General features: G+C 72.0%; 12 protein-coding genes. 10 read left to right on the top strand and 2 right to left on the bottom strand.

Annotation, left to right across the window (positions count from 1 at the left end; all coding sequences use genetic code 11):
- The first annotated feature begins 370 nt into the window (after positions 1-370).
- The gene (locus tag ABZ552_RS09715; protein WP_281878005.1) at positions 371-784 is read left to right on the top strand and encodes a hypothetical protein; all 414 of its coding nucleotides are present in this window, start codon (positions 371-373) and stop codon (positions 782-784) included.
- On the opposite strand, the gene ABZ552_RS09710 is transcribed toward ABZ552_RS09715, so the two are convergent.
- Positions 741-4,967 (bottom strand): ATP-dependent DNA helicase, encoded by a 4,227-nt coding sequence (locus ABZ552_RS09710; RefSeq protein ID WP_357436415.1) that lies wholly within the window; start codon positions 4,965-4,967, stop codon positions 741-743. The two genes, ABZ552_RS09715 and ABZ552_RS09710, sit on opposite strands and share 44 nt — an antisense overlap.
- Before the next feature lie 43 nt (positions 4,968-5,010).
- Positions 5,011-8,406, bottom strand: a complete 3,396-nt coding sequence (locus ABZ552_RS09705; protein ID WP_357436413.1) for an ATP-dependent DNA helicase — start codon at positions 8,404-8,406, stop codon at positions 5,011-5,013.
- Between the two features lie 93 nt (positions 8,407-8,499).
- Between ABZ552_RS09705 and ABZ552_RS09700 the strand changes: the two genes are divergently transcribed.
- The 9 genes from ABZ552_RS09700 to mtnC all read left to right on the top strand — a co-directional run bounded on the left by ABZ552_RS09700 (position 8,500) and on the right by mtnC (position 16,433).
- Complete coding sequence (locus ABZ552_RS09700) at positions 8,500-9,276, top strand: alpha/beta fold hydrolase (RefSeq protein ID WP_281878000.1); 777 nt, start codon at positions 8,500-8,502, stop codon at positions 9,274-9,276.
- A gap of 4 nt (positions 9,277-9,280) precedes the next feature.
- A complete protein-coding gene (locus ABZ552_RS09695) occupies positions 9,281-9,592 on the top strand; it encodes an MGMT family protein (protein ID WP_281877999.1) in 312 nt (103 codons plus the stop codon).
- A gap of 54 nt (positions 9,593-9,646) precedes the next feature.
- Positions 9,647-10,402, top strand: a complete 756-nt coding sequence (locus ABZ552_RS09690) for a VOC family protein (RefSeq protein ID WP_281917480.1) — start codon at positions 9,647-9,649, stop codon at positions 10,400-10,402.
- 82 nt (positions 10,403-10,484) lie between these two features.
- Positions 10,485-12,227 carry an NTP transferase domain-containing protein gene (locus ABZ552_RS09685; protein WP_357436410.1) on the top strand — a complete coding sequence of 581 codons (1,743 nt, stop codon included), beginning with the start codon at positions 10,485-10,487 and terminating at the stop codon, positions 12,225-12,227.
- A gap of 488 nt (positions 12,228-12,715) precedes the next feature.
- Entirely contained in the window at positions 12,716-12,886 is a 171-nt protein-coding gene (locus ABZ552_RS09680) for a hypothetical protein (RefSeq protein ID WP_281877996.1), read from the top strand.
- 171 nt (positions 12,887-13,057) lie between these two features.
- Entirely contained in the window at positions 13,058-13,399 is a 342-nt protein-coding gene (locus ABZ552_RS09675) for a DUF1330 domain-containing protein (protein ID WP_281877995.1), read from the top strand.
- A gap of 75 nt (positions 13,400-13,474) precedes the next feature.
- On the top strand, positions 13,475-15,172 hold the full coding sequence (mtnA, locus tag ABZ552_RS09670) for an S-methyl-5-thioribose-1-phosphate isomerase (protein ID WP_357436408.1): 1,698 nt from the start codon (positions 13,475-13,477) through the stop codon (positions 15,170-15,172).
- Positions 15,169-15,744, top strand: coding sequence for a cupin (locus tag ABZ552_RS09665; RefSeq protein WP_281877993.1), 576 nt, complete (start codon positions 15,169-15,171; stop codon positions 15,742-15,744). The genes mtnA and ABZ552_RS09665 overlap by 4 nt, the downstream gene beginning before the upstream one ends.
- On the top strand, positions 15,741-16,433 hold the full coding sequence (mtnC, locus tag ABZ552_RS09660; RefSeq protein ID WP_281917477.1) for an acireductone synthase: 693 nt from the start codon (positions 15,741-15,743) through the stop codon (positions 16,431-16,433). Before ABZ552_RS09665 ends, mtnC begins: the two co-directional genes overlap by 4 nt.
- The last annotated feature ends 185 nt before the right edge of the window (positions 16,434-16,618 follow it).

Genomic DNA, 16,618 nt, shown 5'->3' with positions numbered 1-16,618 from the left:
TGGGTGTTCGCGGCCCACTTCTGGCTCGCGAACGGCGGATGCTCGGTCTCGCTTCGCTCGAAAGACGTGGTTGCGGTGTACTGAGCTCGTCGGCATTCGAGCTCGAGACTCGTGTTGCGTGGCGGTGTCGGCTATTGAGTCGAGCGGTCCTTGGGTCGCGCGATGGGCGAGTGCTCGAACGCGAACCGAGGCTTGCGAACGGCATACGCGGGGTCTCGCTTCGCTCGGGCGTGGTTGCGGTGTGCTGGGCGCGTCGGTGTTCGAGCTCGGGATTCGGTGTGCGTGGCTCGGCGTGTGCCGGTCGGCGGGGCCCTCGCGGCGGCGGGCGGCCCGGGCTCGACGCGGAGCGGTGTAGATGTAAGGGTGCCTCATGGCTGAAAATACGCTGACATCCGTGCCCGACGGCGCGCGGCGGCCTGCGCTGGCTCTCGCCGCCCTGCTGTTCGGGGCCGGAGTGTTGCATTTCGTCTGGCCGAAACCGTTCGATTCGATCGTGCCGCGCTTCCTGCCCGGCAAGGCTCGTGACTACACCTACGCTTCCGGCGTGGCCGAGATCGGCGTCGCCGCCGCCCTCGCGATCCCGCGTACCCGCAGCTTCGGCGGACGGATCGCGGCGCTGCTGTTCATCGCGGTGTTCCCGGCCAACGTGCAGTTCACCGCGGACATGCTGGCCAGCGAGAAGGCGCCGCGGCTGCTCAAGGCCGGCTCGGCCCTGCGGCTGCCGCTGCAGATCCCGCTGATCACTCAGGCGCTGGCGGTGAGCCGGCGGGCGCGGCGTTCCTGATCAGTTCGGCCAATTCCTCCGGACCGGCCAGGTTCACCGGCGCGATGGTCCGTCCGGTGCGCACGTAGTGGAACGCGGCGCCGATCCGGTGCAGCATCTCGTGCTCCGGCCGTCCCTCCCGGGCGGCCATCAACCGTGCCCAGGCCAGGCGATAGACGGCCAGCTGCATGGCGACCGCCGGTTCCTCGGCGGCGCTGGGTTCGGCGCCGGTCTTCCAGTCGACGACGATCCAGCGCCCGCCCGGTTCGGCGAACACCGCGTCCATCCGTCCGCGGATCACGGTGCCCGCGATCGAGGTCTCGAACGGAATCTCGACCTCGATCGGGCTGCGATCGGCCCAGCGGGAATTCAGGAAGGCCTGCTGCATCGCGGTCAGCTCGGCGTCCAGCCCCGCGTCGGCCGCGCCGCTGTCGGCCGCACCCGGCAATTCGTCCAGACCCAGCAGGCGCGTGGAACCGAACCACCGCTGCACCCACGCGTGGAAGGCGGTGCCGCGACGGGCCAGCGGGTTCGGCGGGTAGGGCAACGGGCGACGCAGGCGAGCGGCCAGTCGCGCCGGGTCGGCACGCAGCTCGACCAGGGCGGTCGCGGCGATCTGCCCGGGGAGCTCGACCTCCCCGGCGGCCGTCGCGGCGTCCTGGTGCTCGGCCAGCAGGGCGTCGACGTCGGCGGCCCAGCCTTCGGGATCGTCGGGATCCGGGTCGGGCTGGATGTGCGCTGGCCGGTAGGGGTCCTCGGGTGGCGGTGGCGCGAAGCCGGTCGCGGCGAATGCCCGGTCGTCGGACAAGTACTCCTCCACCGGGTCGGGTCCCGGGCCGAAGTAGGGCTCGATGTCCGCGTAGGGGTCGGCGTATTCGGTTGCCGCGAAGTCCGCGAAATCGTCGGGCGGGTAGTCGTCGTCGGGCGGGTAGTAGAACGGTTCATCCGCGGGCTTCGGCGCGTCGGGCGACGGGTACGAAGGCGGTTCGTCCAGGAAGCCCGGCTCATAGTCAGCGGGTGCAGAACGGCTTCGGGTCCGGCGGTTCGGGCCCGCACCGGGCTCCCGATCATCGCGTCCGGCATCGGCGGGACGGGTGCGGAGGTCGGCCAGTGCGACGCGGACCAGCGCGGCGCCTTGTTCGATCGGGTCGCGGCGGGTGCTGAGCGGGTCGCGGGGCCACTCGGCGGTCGCGGGGTTGTCGGTGAACGGGTTGACGGCGTCGGCGGCGGGCGGGTCGTCCCAGCGGTCGATCGTGAGAACGCCGTGGGCCGGGCTGCCGGTGTCGTCGTTCGCGTGCTTCAGTTCCAGCAGGAAGTCCGAGGGACCCTTCGGGGAACTGCCGGTCTCCGCCCAGTAGTGCGCCGAAACCAGCAGCGCGCGTTCGGTTCTGGTGAGCGCGACGTAGAACAGGCGGCGTTCCTCATCGATCCGGCGGCGCTCCAGCGCTTCCTTGTGCGCCTTGATCGCGCGATCGAGGTCCGCCCGGTCGTACAGGTCGGTGAGATCGAGCACCGGCACGCCCTCGGCCGCGTCCTCCTGCTGACGGTCACCCCGCAGCGAGGTCGGCAGCTCCGCGAGCGCGCCCAGCCACGTGCCGGAACCGACCTTGGACGGGAACACGCCCTCGACCACGTGCGGGACCGCCACGATCTCCCATTCCAAACCTTTGGCCGCGTGCACGGTCAACACCTGCACCCGGTCCTTGGCGACCTCGACCTCGCCGGGCTCCAGTCCGTTCTCGACCTCCTCCGCGGCGGCGAGGAACGCGAGCAACCCGCCGAGCGAGGCGCCGGTGTCCGCGGCGTACCCGGCCACCACCTCGGCGAACGCGTCCAGATGCTCGCGCCCGGCTCCGGCGCCCGCCATGGCTCGCCGGGTCTGGGTCTCCACCCCCACGCCGATGGTGCGCTCGACGTCGGCGACCAGCTCCGCCAGCGGCTGCCCGCTGCGTTCGCGCAACGCGGCCAGCTCCCGGCCCAGCGCCTCGATACGGGCGAAGCCGGCGGGCGAATAGTTCTCCGCCGGGCCGGGATCCGCGATCGCGTCGGCCAGCCCGGCCTGTTCGGCGGGTTCCGGAGCCACTTCGCGCAACGCCTCGTCCAGCGCGGCGCCGTCGGTGATCTCGGCCGGGCCTTCCGACCCGGGACGCCGGATGGACAGGTCCCTGGCGCGGCGGGCGAGCGCGGCGATGTCGGCGACTCCGATGCGCCAGCGCGCGCCGGTCAGCACGCGCATGCCCGCGCTGCCCGACCCGGGTTCGGCGATCAACCGCAGGGTGGCGACGATGTCGGCGACCTCCGGTGTGGCGAGCAAGCCGCCGAGCCCGACGATCTCCACCGGAAGACCTTGGCCGCGCAGCGCTTCCGCGAGCGGCGCGGCATCGGCATTGCGACGCACCAGTACCGCCGACGTGGGCGGCTGCTGTTGCGCCGCCCGCCGGGCTGCCCACTCCGCGGCGATCCGCTCGGCCACCCACTCGCGTTCGGCGGCCACGGTCTCGGTCAACGCCAGCGCGACCACTCCCGGCCCGGCGTCGGGTTTGGCGCGCAACGCGTCGACCGTGACGCCGCCGCCCTCGAGCGCCTTGCGCCGCAATGGGTCGGCGACGAGATTGGCCAGCGCCAGCGCTTCGGGCGGATTGCGCCAGCTGGTCAGCAACGCCAGCGTCGGGGCGGGCACGCCTGGCGCACTGGGGAAGTCGGTGGCGAACCGGGGCAGATTCGCCGCCGAAGCGCCACGCCAGCCGTAGATCGACTGCATCGGGTCGCCGACGGCGGTCACGGCAAGGCGCTGGGCTTGGTGCGGCGGCGGGGTCTGGTCGCGTCGCCGAAGTGCGGCGTGCGGATCGTGCGCACCGGCGAACCTCGGTTGCCCTTCGCTATCCGTATCGCCGTCGGGGCCGCGCTGCGGAGTGTCACCAGCGCGAGTGTCGGCAGTCCGCGAGAACGAGGTGGCCGGTGGCACATTCGGATCGCGCTTGCCCTCGACCGGCTGCTGTGCCCGGCTATCCGGCGCGAGCCGGTCGGTGGCCGGAGCCCGAGCGTCGTCCGAGGACCACAGTTGCCCCGTGGACGGCTCGAGATGCGCCTTTTGCGCACCGGAGCGTGCGGAAGTGCTTGCGGTCGACGCATCCGAGCCGTTGGCGGCGCCGCGCGACTCACGCTCGCCGCCGTGCGCGCCGGGGTGCGTCGACCGCCGGACATCGGCGGAAACGTCTGCGTCAGCCGAGTCTCGCCCTCCGGCAGCAGCGAGATCGCCGTGCGTGGCTTGCGTCGAGGCCGCCGGGTCCGGCGCACCCCCGAACAGGGCGGCGAGCAGAACTCGCTGCGCGTGGCCGGTGTCCTGGTACTCGTCGAGCAGGACCAGGCGGAAGCGGGCGCGTTCGGCGGCGGCGACCTCGGGATGCTCGGCGGCCAGGCGGGCGGCGAGGGACATCTGCGCGCCGAAGTCCAGGGCGCCCCGGCGGCGCAGCGCCTCGGCGAGTTCCTGAACCAGGGGAAGCAGCGCTACCCGTTCCCGCTGCACCTGCACGATGTTCAGCAGCGTCTGGCTCGGCCCGCCCCGCTGCCGCGGACCGGCGGGCAACGTGTACACCAGCTTCGCCAGCTCGGTGTGCGCCTCGGCCAGATCCTCGGGTTCGACCAGATGCTCGGCCAGCTGCCCGGACAACGCGAGCACCGCCTCGGTGACCGACACCGGGGTGCGCTCGGTCTCCAGGTCGCCGTCCCAGGTGCGGACCACCTGGTGGGCGAGCTGCCAGAGCTGGGTCTCGGTGAGCAGGGTCGCCGAGGGCTCCACCGGAAGGAGCAGTCCGTGTTCGGTGAGCAACCTGCCCGCGTACGAGTGGTACGTGCTGATCTCCGGTTCCGCGCCGGTCAGCTGGGCGCGCAAGCGGCCGCTCGGGTCGAGTTCGCGCAGCAGCGGCGCGCCGGCGAGCCGGGCCAGCCTGGTCCGGATGCGGGCGGTCAGCTGCTGCGCGGCTTTGCGCGTGAAGGTCAGTCCGAGCACTTCGTCCGGCAGGACGAGCCCGTTCGCGACCATCCACACCACACGCGCGGCCATCGTCTCGGTCTTGCCCGCACCCGCGCCCGCCACCACCAGGGTCGGGCCGGGCGGCGCGGCGATCACGGCGGCCTGTTCCTCGGTAGGCGGTGGCAGTCCCAGCGCCTGTGCCAGCTGCTGCGGCGTCACCCGCCCGGTCACGGCGGCGCCCCGGCGACCGGCCGCGGCGAGACCGACGGCGCGCTCACTCGTCGGTCACCTGCCTCCCGCGGTCCTGCACGGGGCAGCTGCCCGTCACCGGGCAGTGGCGGCATCCGTCGTTGCGCATGGCGAGGTAACTGGGGCCCTGAGTGGACGCGGCCGCCTGATGGATGGTGTCGCGCCAGTGTTCGAGCGCCTCAGCGTCCAGCGGCGGCTGCATGCGCTGGGTAGCGCCCTCCGCCTTGCTCGGCTTCGCGACGTACACCAACCGCGCACCACCGGGTTCGCCGGTGCCTGCTTCCGCGTCGGCGGAGCCGGATTCCGCCGGTGCGTCGAGAGCGCCCGCGGCGGCCGCCACCTGATAGGTGGCCAGCTGCGCGTGATCGACGGCGGCCTGCTTGGTGATCGGGGATTTGCCGGTCTTCACGTCGACGATCACGAATCGGCCTTGCGCGTCGCGCTCCAGCCGGTCGATGCGGCCGCGGATCCGCACGGCGCGTTCGTCTTCGGTGCGCCCGGGCAGCACACAGTCCACCGGCACCTCGACGCCGGCCTGGGTGAGTTCGCCGCGGGTGTTGCGGACCCAGGCCAGGAAGGTCTCCAGCATCGCCTCGGTGCGGCGCAGCTCCTGGCGGGAATGCCAGCCGGTCCCGGGATCCACCGCCCGCCAGGCGCGATCCAGCGCCGCGTGCACCTGATCCTCGGGCACCTTGCCCGCCAGCGCCTGCACCAGCGTGTGCACCAGGTTGCCTTTGACGGCGTGCGGATTGTCGCCGTCGGTGCCGCCGTGGCGTTCCAGCGCCCAACGCAGCGGACAGGTGCGCAGCAGTTCGACGGTGGAGGGCGACAGCGCCACCGCGCCGTCGTCCTCGGTCCACAGCGGACGCCCGGAGCTGAGTTCGGCGGTGCCGTACCAGTCGTCGGGGTGGGTGCCGCGCACGCCAGCGTCCGCCAGGCGCGCGAGCTGATGCGCGGCGCGCCGCCTGCGCTCCGGGTCGGCCTCGGGATCGCAGACGACGCCGCGCAATTCGGCGACGAGCGAGTGCATCACCAGGGCGCGGCCGGGATCGACCACCGGAAGCGCACCGGGCTCGCCGTCGTCGTCGTGGCCGAGCAGTTCGGCGAGAAAACGCGAGGGCACCAGATCGCGTTCGCCCGAGACCGACTCCACGGCGGTGACCAGCAGCGATCGCCGGGCCCGGCTGCACGCGACGAACAGCAACCTGCGCTCCTCGGCGAGGATCGGCGCGGCACGGCTCACCCACTCCCCCGCATCGGACACGCCGGCGGTGAGATCGATCAAATCCTCGGTGTGCAGCAGGGTGCCGCGAGCACGCGGGTTGGGCCAGATGCCCTCCTGGACGGCGGCGACGGCGACCACATCCCATTCCCGCCCGGCGGCGGCGTGCGCACTCAGCAGCGCCACCGCCTCGCCCGGCAGCGTGCGCGGGGCCGCGTCCTGCGGAATCTCCTGCTGGGAGAGGTATTCGACGAATCCTTCGATGCTCGCGCGCGGCAGCCGGTCGACATAAGCGGCGGCCGCGTCGAACAACGCGACCGCGGCGTCCAGATCGCGATCGGCCTGCATGCCGACCGCGCCGCCGCGCTCCGACTGCGCCACCCAGCGCCGCTCCAGCCGGGAACCGGTCCACAGCGCCCACAGCACGTCTTCCAGACCCGCACCGCGCCCGCGCGCCTTGCGGGCCCGGTGCAGTGCGTCCAGCACCCGGCGCAGCGGCGCGGCCTCGACCTCGGTGAGCCGGTTCAGAATCCCCGGTTCGCCGGTTCCGATCAGCAGGTCACGCAGGATCACCGCGGAGGGGCGGTCGAGGTCCGCGTCGCGGTCCGGATCGTCGTCGGTCTCCCCGCTTCTCGCCCCGGCGCGCACCGCTTCCAGCACCGCCCGCCGGATGCCGCGCCGCAGCCGGCGCAAGGCGATCTGGTCGGCGCCGCCCAGCGGTCCGGACAGCAGGTCGAGGGCGTCCTCGGGTTCGAACGCGGGCTGGGCGCCCTGCTGCGCCGCCTCGCCCGCCAGGACCGCGCGCAGCGACAGCAGCATCCAGGCCGCGCCCCGCCTGCGCGCCAGCGGTGTGTCCAGCGCGGGCTGCTGCACGGGCACGCCCGCGGCGAGCAAGGCGCGCCGCAGCGGGGCCAGCGACAGCGGCACCGACCGGACGATCACCGCCATCCGCGACCACGGCACCCCGCCGGTGAGATGCGCGCGGCGCAAATGGTCGGCGATGAGCGCGGCCTCCTTCGCGGGCGTGGCCAGCACGCGCACCCGCACCTCGGTGCCATCCTCCCGCGGATCGGCGTGTTCGGGGACGGGAATGCGCTGCGGCGCACTGCCCGGCAGCCGTGCCGCGATCCGCGCGACCGCCAGCTCCACCTGACCGCTGAACCGATGACTGTCGCGCAGCACGATGCGCCGCTCGTGTGGCACGTCGAGCTCGGCGACGAACCGCGCGTCCGCCCCGCGGAAGGCGAAGACGGCTTGATCGGGATCGCCCGCGATCACCGTGGTCCGCGCGCTGTGCCCGATGGCTTTGATCAGGATCGCCGCCTGCGGGTCCAGGTGCTGCGCGTCGTCGACCAGCAAGTATCTGATCCTCGCGCGTTCGGCGGCAAGTAGATTCGGATCGGCGGCCAGCGCGTCCAGCGCCGCGCCGACCAGTTCGGCGGCGTCCAGCGCGGGCGCGGTGGCCTCCGGCGCCTCGACCCCGACCGACCAGCGCAGCAGCATCGTCTGCTCGTAGCGGATGGCGAACCGGCCCGCCGCCACCCACTCCGGCTTGTCGTGTTCACGGCCGAGCCGCACCAGGTCTTCCGGCCCGATGCCGCGTTCGGTGGCGCGGAGCATGAGATCGCGCAACTGCTCGGCGAACCCGCCGAGCGCGAGCGCGGGCCGCAGTCGCTCCGGCCACAATCCGCGCGCGCCGTCGGCAATGTCGGCGAGATCGCCGCGCAGCATCTCGCGCAGCACCGCGTCCTGTTCGGCCCCGGTGAGCAGACGCGGCGGCGGGTTGCCGTGCGCCGTGGCATGTCGGCGCAGCACGGCGAAGGCGTAGGAGTGCAGGGTGCGCACCAACGGTTCTCGTGTGGCGCCGGGCACACCGCCCTCGGCGCCGGGCTCGGGTCCGCTCAGCCGCGTGGTGATGGCGTCGCGCACGGCACTCGCCGCCTGCTTCGAATGGGCCAGTACCAGCACGGATTCCGGGTCGGCTCCGGCCGCGATGCGCTCGGCGGCGAGATCGACCAGCAGGGCGGTCTTGCCCGTGCCGGGCCCGCCGAGCACTTGCCAGGGCCGCCACCCGGGACGTGCGGGACCGGCCTCGGCCGCGGCGTCCAGCAGCGCGCGAACGTCGGCGCCCCAGTCTCGCGGCCGGGGCGCCACCACGTTCCGGCGAACCAGTCGCACCGCGCCATCCGATCGCACCACGCGGGCTATTGCAACAGACACGACCGACACGCCGGTACACGCCTCCGCCCGACCAGCGCTGCGGCCGATCGCGGCGCAGGTCAGAATGGACCGGTGTCTGTCTTGAATGTCCATCGGTTCGGTCCGACGACGGGACCGGTGGTGCTCGCCCTGCACGGTGTGACCGGTCACGGCAAACGCTGGGAAGACCTGGCCACCCGGCACCTGCCCGACGTCCGGGTCCTCGCACCCGATCTGCGCGGGCACGGGCGCTCCACCTCGCTGCCGCCGTGGAACTTCGAAACCATCGTCGAGGACCTGGTCGAGCTGGTCACCGCGGAGGCCGACGGCCCGGTGGTGGTGGTCGCGCACTCCTTCGGCGGCGCGTGCGCGCTGCACCTGGCGCATCGGCATCCCGACCTGGTGCGCAAGCTGGTGCTGCTGGATCCGGCCATCGCGCTGGAACCGGAATGGCTCAACGAGATCGCGCTGTCCACCCTGGTCTCGGCCGACTACGACAGCGTCGAGCACGCGCGCCAGGACAAACTGGACACCGGCTGGGGCGATGTCGAGCCGCGGTTGCTCGAAGCCGAACTCGACGAACATCTGATGCCCACGGCGGACGGGCGCTTCGGCTGGCGGATGAGCTTGCCCGCGGTCAACTCCTACTGGGGCCAGCTGGCCCGGCACTGGGTGCTGCCGCCCGCCGATCTGCCGACCGTGCTGGTGCAGGCGATGAAAGTGCACCCGCCGTTCGTCACGCCGGAGTTCCGCGCGGCGCTCACCGAGCACATGGGCGCCAACCTGACCGTGCTCGAATGGAACTGCGATCACATGGTCGCCCAGGCGTATCCGGCGCAGACCGGTGAGCTGGTGCGCTCGGTGCTCTGAGCCGATGCCGACCACCGACGCCCAGATCGAGCAGGTGCGCGCCCTGGTGGCGGCGGTGCCGCCCGGCCGGGTGGTCACCTACGGCGACATCGCCGCGGCCGCCGGGCTGTCCACACCACGCACGGTGGGCTGGATCATGCGCACCGACTCGGCCGACCTGCCCTGGCATCGCGTGCTCGGCGCGAGCGGCAGACCCGCCGCGCACCTGGCCCATCGCCAGTTGCGCCTGCTCGCCGAGGAGGGCGTGCCGATCCGGGACGGACGTGTCGACCTGCGCGCCGCGCGCTTCCCGTTGCCCGATCTCCCGGGTGCGTGAGCGCCCGTTACCGAAATTCCTCCCTGCCGCAATGGCGGCCAGTACCGTTGATCCATGCCCACCCGCCTGGCATGCGTCGTGTTCGATGCCGACCGGCCGCGTCCGGTCGCGGATTTCTGGGCCGAACTGCTCGGCTGGAGCGTGACCCTGGACCGCCCCGACGAGGTGAACGTCGCGTCCCCCGACGCCGACGGCGGCGAACTGGCGCTCACCTTCCTGCCCGCGATGCGGGCCAAGGTCGGCAAGAACCGCCTGCACCTCGATCTGGCCACCCGCTCGCTGGACCACCAGCGCACCCAGGTGGACCGGGCGCTCGCCCTGGGCGCGCGATCGGTGAACATCGGCCAAGGCACGGTGCCGTGGGCCGTGCTCGCCGACCCGGAGGGCAACGAGTTCTGCGTGCTCGAACCCAGGGAGGAGTACGTGGACACCGGAGCCGTCGCCGCGGTCGTGGTCGACACGCGCGACCCGCAGCGCCTCGCCGAGTTCTGGTCGGCCGCCACCGGCTGGCCGGCCACCCGGCGCGGCGAGCGGCTGGCCGGGCTGCGTTCACCGACCGGCCTGGGCTCCTGGCTGGAGTTCGTGCGCACCCCCGACGCGGGGTCCGGCCGGACCAGACTGCGCCTGGATCTCACTTCGTTCCCGGCCGACGACCGGGCCGCCGAGGTGGCCCGGCTGCACGCCGCGGGCGCGACGACGGTCGACCGGGGCGCCCCGGCGCCGGAGCGGGACACCGATCTGGTCCTCGCCGACCCGGAACGCAACGAGTTCCGGCTGCTGCCACCGGCCCGCTTCTGGTCGAACGCCTGATCGAGGCCGTCCGCTGCCCGGCTTCCGGGCGATGACGAATTAGCATGGCCGCCATGGTGTACCTAGCTCGAGGTCGTGGCGTGTGACCGCCGCCGACGCGATCGTGCTCGCGGGCGGCCGGGCCAGCCGGATGGGCGGCGTGGACAAACCGGCCATCGTCATCGGCGGCCGATCCATGCTCGAGGTGGCGCTCGCCGCCGTGGCCTCGTGCGAGCAGACGGCGGTGGTGGGACCGCACCGGCCCGAGCTGGCGCCGGAGATCATCCAGGTCCGCGAGGTGCCGCCCGGTTCGGGTCCGGTGGCGGCGATCGAGACCGGCCTGCGGGCGCTCGGGTCCGCCGCCCCGCTGGTGGTGGTGCTCGCCGCCGACCTGCCGTTCCTGTCGCCGTGGGCGGTGACCGAGCTGATCCGGCATGCCACCGAATCCGGCGCCGACGCGGTGTTCGCGGCCGACGAGTCGGGGCGGCCGCAGTACCTGATCGGGGTATGGCGGCGCTCCGCGCTGGCCGCGGCGCTGGACGAACTCGGCGCGCTGGTCAATCAGCCGATGAAGGCGCTGATACCGGCCGCAGCCGCGATCATTCCGCTCTCCGGCGTGGGCGACTGCGACACCGAGGAGCAGGTGCGGCAGGCCAGGGCGGCGGTCGACGCGCCCCGGCAGCAGCCGCCGCTGGATCTCGCCGAGGCGCGAGCCATGCTGCGCGACAGGCTTTCCCGGCTCACCGCGTACGAAGCCGATCTGCGTTCGGTGCTCGGCGCCGCGCTCGCGGGCCCGCTGACGGCCGCCGGTCCGCTGCCCCGTTTCGACGTCTCGGCGATGGACGGCTACGCGATAGCGGGCGATGGGCCGTGGCGCCTGCGCCGCGACATCGGTTTCGCGGGCGGGCGGCGACCGGTGGGGTTGCTGCCCGGCGAGGCGGTGCGCATCGCCACGGGCGCGCACGTCCCCGACGGCACCACAAGCGTGCTGCGCGACGAATTCGCGCATGTCGCCGACGACACGCTCTACCGCCTGCCGGACACCCCGCTGCGCGACGACATCCGCCGCCGCGGCGAGGACCGGGAGGCCGGTGATCCGGTCGCGCCGGAAGGCACGCCGGTGACGGCGGCGCTGATCTCCGCGGCCGCCAGCGTCGAGGTCACCGCAGCGCCGGTGCGCGGCCCGGTACGCGCGCGCATCGTCATGACGGGTGACGAGATCCGCAGCGAGGGACCGCTGCAGGCGGGGCAGACGCGCGACTCGATCGGCCCTATCCTCCCGGATCTGTTGTCCTGGTGCGGTATTCGCACCACCGATCGGGTGCACCTGCGCGACACCCCGCACGGCTTCGACGAGGTTCTGACCGTCGCGCCGGATTGCGACCTGCTGACGATCGTCGGCGCGACCGGCGGCGGGGCGGCCGACCAGCTCCGCGCCGCCTTGGCCCGCGCCGGAGCCGAGATCGTGGTGCCACGACTGCGGCTGCGCCCCGGCGGTTCCACCGTCGTCGCCCAGCTCCGCTCCGGCACCACGGTGCTCGGCCTGCCCGGCAACCCCTTCGCCGCGGTCGCGACGCTGCTGGCGCTCGCGCCCGCGATCGTCGAGGGCCGCACCGGCGCCTCCCCCGCCCGCCCGCTGCGCGGGCCGCTGCACAACGCCGCGGAGATCGCCGCACCGGTGCCGCGCATCGTTCCGGCTCGCGCCGCCGACGAAGGCGGCTGGATCGGCGACCCGGCGATCCGTACGGCACATCTGGGGGGCCTCGTCGACCGCGACGGCCTGGTCGTCGTTCCGCCCGGCGCCGAGGACGGCAAGATCGTCGAATTCCTGCCGCTGCACCACTGAGCCCTCGTAGCAGCAGGACAGCGGAATGAATTGCGCCACTTGATCTTACAGCGACCACGGCGCGCACAGGGCATGCGCTACCTGTGCGGACACATCGCCGACGTGCAGCGAAACTCGTGTTATCGCAGCGTGTTTCGTTCGTCACGGTAGTGCCGCTTCCATCGCATGCCCGGCCCCGCGACAGCAGAATTGAATTCGACGCAGGATATGCCGACAGTGCCCGATCAAGCGATATCGAACTAACGTCCACCCGTCCGCCGAGTTTGTTCCGAGCCTTGACACAGGCCGTAGCAGGAAACTCCTACGCAAGGTAGATCCGAGTCTTATTTGTTATTAAAATCCAGGTCCATAAGTGCCCCTACCTGGGCATATATCCCGAGCTGGCCGCTCATAGCCATATTTTTCAATTCCCCTTCCGGAGGTCATACCCGCTCGCTATCGTATGTTCGTTAGGCGAATATCAATCCCCCGGAAAGGACCGTGTGGAGATGACTGAAAAGTCGAAGAAAACGCCTAAGAAAATGCCGAAGCAGATGCCGAGGCAGCAGCAGCAACAGCGCCAAGAGCAGGACATGCGCGAGGGCACGGACATGGAAGGCCGTCGGGGCATGAAGAACGATATGCCCGACCGGCGCGGCGAGCAGGAGCGCCGCCGCTAATTCATCTGCGCCACCCGCGCCGCCGGCCCCACCTCCTCCCGGGACCGGCGGCTGCGGTCGTTTCCAGACCGGCGTGCTTACCCCCGAGGTAATTGTCACCCCGCACGAGGCGGACCTACCGTCGATTCGACGCCATTCCCGGTGTCATCGAACGAAGGAATGCCAAACGCCATGCCCGCCTATGGCTTCGCCCACCTCCGCAGTCGCAGGCCCCACCCCGACATCCTCGAATACCTGGAACGCATCCAGGCCACCTTGGATCCGTTCGGCGGTCGCTTCGTCATCCACGGTCCTCCGGCCGAGGTCGTCGAGGGCAGCTGGCCCGGCAGCATGGTGCTGATCGAGTTCCCCGGGATGACCGAAGCCCGGGAGTGGTACCACTCGCCCGCCTATCAGGAGATCCTGCCGTTGCGCGCCGAGCACATCGACGGCGACCTCCTGCTCATCGAGGGCGTCGGCCCCGGCTACGACCCGCGCGAACGCGCCGCCAAGCTGCGAGCCGCTGCCGGCTGACGCGATTTCGGCGCGCCGTCCCCGTCCGATACCGTTGACCAGGCACGACACGGCTCGACGGGATAAGGACGCCTGATGGACGACAGCTCTCTGGTCTGGGACGACGGCGCGCTCGTCACCATCGACCAGCGCGGACTGCCGCACGAGGTGCGCCGGCTGCGGCTGAGCACCGTCGACCAGGTCATCGACGCGATCAAGACGCTGGCCATTCGCGGCGCGCCCGCCATCGGCATCGCCGGCGCGTTCGGCGTCGTCCTCGCCACCGCCGCATACACCGCGGACGGTGTGGTCGACGAGGCGGCGGCGCAGGCCGAGGCGGACCGGATCGCCGCGGCGCGGCCGACCGCGGTCAACCTGGCCTGGGCCGTGCGAAGGGTCAGGGCGAAGGTGGGCCAGGGCGCCGACGCGGTCCTGGCCGAGACGCTGGAAATGCTCGCCGAGGACGGCCGGGTCAACCGGGCCGCCGCCACCAACGCCGCCGACCTGGTGCTGAGCCTGTGCCCGGACCGGCCGCTGCGGGTGCTCACCCACTGCAACACCGGTCGCCTCGCGACCAGCGCGTTCGGCACCGCCATCGGCACGCTGCGGGTGCTGTCCGAGCGCGGCGCGCTCGAGCAGGTGCTGGTGGACGAGACGCGCCCGCTGCTGCAAGGCGCACGGCTGACCACGTGGGAACTCGCCGAGGCGGGCATCCCGCACCGGCTGACCATCGATTCCGCCGCCGCCTGGGCGATGGCGACGGGGCAGGTCGATTGCGTGCTGGTCGGCGCCGACCGGGTCACCGCCAACGGCGACGTCGCCAACAAGATCGGCACCTACGGTCTCGCGCTGGCCGCCCGCCACCACGGCATCCCGTTCGTCGTGGTGGCCCCGGAGTCCACCCGCGACCTCTCGATGGCCACCGGCGGGGAGATCGTCGTGGAGGAACGCGCGGCGGCCGAGGTGACCGGATTCGGCGGTGTGGCAACGGCTCCCGCGGACACCGAGGTCTTCAACCCGGCGTTCGACGTGACGCCGGGTGCACTGGTGACCGCGGTGGTCACCGAGAACGGCGTGGTGCACCGCAGCGATCCGTCACGCGGCGCCGCGACCGCGAGCACCACCCCAGAGCTCGCATCCGATCCGTCGCCCGGCGCGGCCATCGCCGACCTCGCCCGCGAGCTGTACCGGCGCGGCTGGATGCCGGGCACCGCGGGCAACATCTCGGTGCGCACCGGTGCTGCCGCCGTCGTCACCGGAAGCGGTTTGTCCAAGGGCGAACTCACCGCGGCCGATATGGTCACCGTGCGCGTGGCGGACTCCACGCCCGTCGCCGACCACGGACGCAGACCTTCCGCGGAGACGACGATCCACACCGCCGTCTACCGGACCCGCCCGGCCCAGGCGGTCGTCCACATCCATCCGCCGTTCGCGACGGCACTGGCCACCCGCTCGGCGGTCCCCGGCGCGCTCGGCATGCTGCGGATCACCGACTACGAGCTGATCAAAGGACTCGGCGGCGACGATCCGGCCGTAGCCGAGATCCCGGTCTTCCCGAACTGGCCCGAGGTGCCGCGCATCGGAGCGGACATCGAGCGCTACCTGCTCGACCATCCCGGCGCCCTGCCGGTCCTGATCATCGCCGGGCACGGGATCACCTCGTGGGGTGCCGATCTCGCCCAGGCGCGCGATCGCGCCGAATGCCTGGAAGCATTGTGTGAGCTGGTGTCCCGCACCGGCAGTCCGGCCGCCTTCGGCCCGCGCGACGATTTTCTCGAGATTGGACTGACATGACCCTCCTGCAGGTGATGGCCGCCGGGGACGCGGCCGACGTGCGCGTTCGCACCAGCGACGACGAGGTGATCGGCACCGAACTGGCCAGGCACGGCATCACCTTCGGCCGCTGGCCGGTGGTCGAGAACGCCGCGTCGGTGCCGTCGGAGGAATTGCTCGCGCACTACGAGAAGAACGTCGCGGAACTGAACGAGTCCGGGCGCTACAAGCACATCGACATCGCCCGCATCCACCCCGACGACAGCGACCCGAAGTGGCCGGAGACCGCCAAGGGGGCGCGCGGCAAGTTCCTCGACGAGCACCGGCACGCCGAGGACGAGGTGCGCTTCTTCGCCGCCGGGCGCGGCTGCTTCTACCTGCACCTGGGCGAGGAGGTCCTCGCGGTGGTGTGCGAGGGCGGAGACCTGCTGTCGGTGCCCGCGGGCACGCTGCACTGGTTCGACATGGGCGAGCGCCCGGATTTCATCGCCATCCGCTTCTTCGAAGAAGAGGACGGCTGGGTCGGCGATTTCACCGGCGACAAGATCAGCGCGGGCTTCCCCACCCTCGACGAGCTACTGACCGCGCCGTGATCCAGGCCGTCGTCGTCGACATCGAGGGCACCACCAGCCCCACCGCCGCGGTCCGGGAAGACCTGTACGGCTATACCCGGGAGCGGCTTCCGGAGTGGCTGGCCGAGAACAGCTCCGCGGCCGCGAGGCCGGTGCTGACCGCGACCAGGGAACTGGCCGGGCGTCCGGACGCGGACCCGGAGGAGGTCGCGGCGATCCTGCGCGAATGGCTCGACACCGACGTCAAGGCCGAGCCGCTCAAGACCGCGCAGGGTCTCATCTGCGCGGAAGGCTTCCGCGGCGGCGCGCTGCACGGCGAGTTCTTCCCGGACGTGCCACCGGCGCTCGCCGCGTGGCGCGAGGCCGGGCTCGCGCTGTACGTCTACTCGTCGGGATCGGTTCGCAACCAGCAAGATTGGTTCGCCTTCGCACGCGGCGGCAGCCTGTCCCCGCTGATCAGCGGATACTTCGATCTGTCGACGGCAGGCGGCAAACGCGAATCGTCCTCCTACGACAAGATCGCGGGCTCGATCGGCGCGCCCGCCGAGCGCATCCTGTTCCTGTCCGACCACCCCGACGAACTCGATGCCGCCGTCGCCGCCGGATGGCGGGTCGTCGGCCTGGCGCGCCCCGGTGAGCCCAATCCCCCTCGGCCGCCGCACCATTGGGTCGACACCTTCGCCGACATCGATCCCGCCGACCCGGACTGACCGCGCTTCCTACAACGACCGTGCATGTGCGCGAAGCAAGTTCAGCTGCGACCCGAACCGCGACGCCGCCGACCTGACTCGATTACCGAGCAGGGCCGTGACCCGGTAGGATTGCCGCGTTCCGCCCACTGGGCACAGGCCGGACCTTGCCCAAAGCGAGACACGGTGGGCGTGCCTTGTGAAGG

The sequence above is a fragment of the Nocardia sp. NPDC019219 genome (assembly GCF_040632645.1).
GTDB classification, from domain to species: Bacteria; Actinomycetota; Actinomycetes; order Mycobacteriales; family Mycobacteriaceae; genus Nocardia; species Nocardia sputorum.
The sequence above is the reverse complement of the archived record's forward strand: the minus strand, read 5'-3'. Positions and strand labels throughout refer to the sequence as shown.

Bases quoted from the DNA above. Each gene is read 5' to 3' on its own strand.
- ABZ552_RS09715 (WP_281878005.1), top strand. From the start codon at position 371: ATGGCTGAAAATACGCTGACATCCGTGCCCGACGGCGCGCGGCGGCCT.
- ABZ552_RS09695 (WP_281877999.1), top strand. From the start codon at position 9,281: ATGCCGACCACCGACGCCCAGATCGAGCAGGTGCGCGCCCTGGTGGCG.
- ABZ552_RS09690 (WP_281917480.1), top strand. From the start codon at position 9,647: ATGCCCACCCGCCTGGCATGCGTCGTGTTCGATGCCGACCGGCCGCGT.
- ABZ552_RS09680 (WP_281877996.1), top strand. From the start codon at position 12,716: ATGACTGAAAAGTCGAAGAAAACGCCTAAGAAAATGCCGAAGCAGATG.
- ABZ552_RS09675 (WP_281877995.1), top strand. From the start codon at position 13,058: ATGCCCGCCTATGGCTTCGCCCACCTCCGCAGTCGCAGGCCCCACCCC.
- mtnA (WP_357436408.1), top strand. From the start codon at position 13,475: ATGGACGACAGCTCTCTGGTCTGGGACGACGGCGCGCTCGTCACCATC.
- ABZ552_RS09665 (WP_281877993.1), top strand. From the start codon at position 15,169: ATGACCCTCCTGCAGGTGATGGCCGCCGGGGACGCGGCCGACGTGCGC.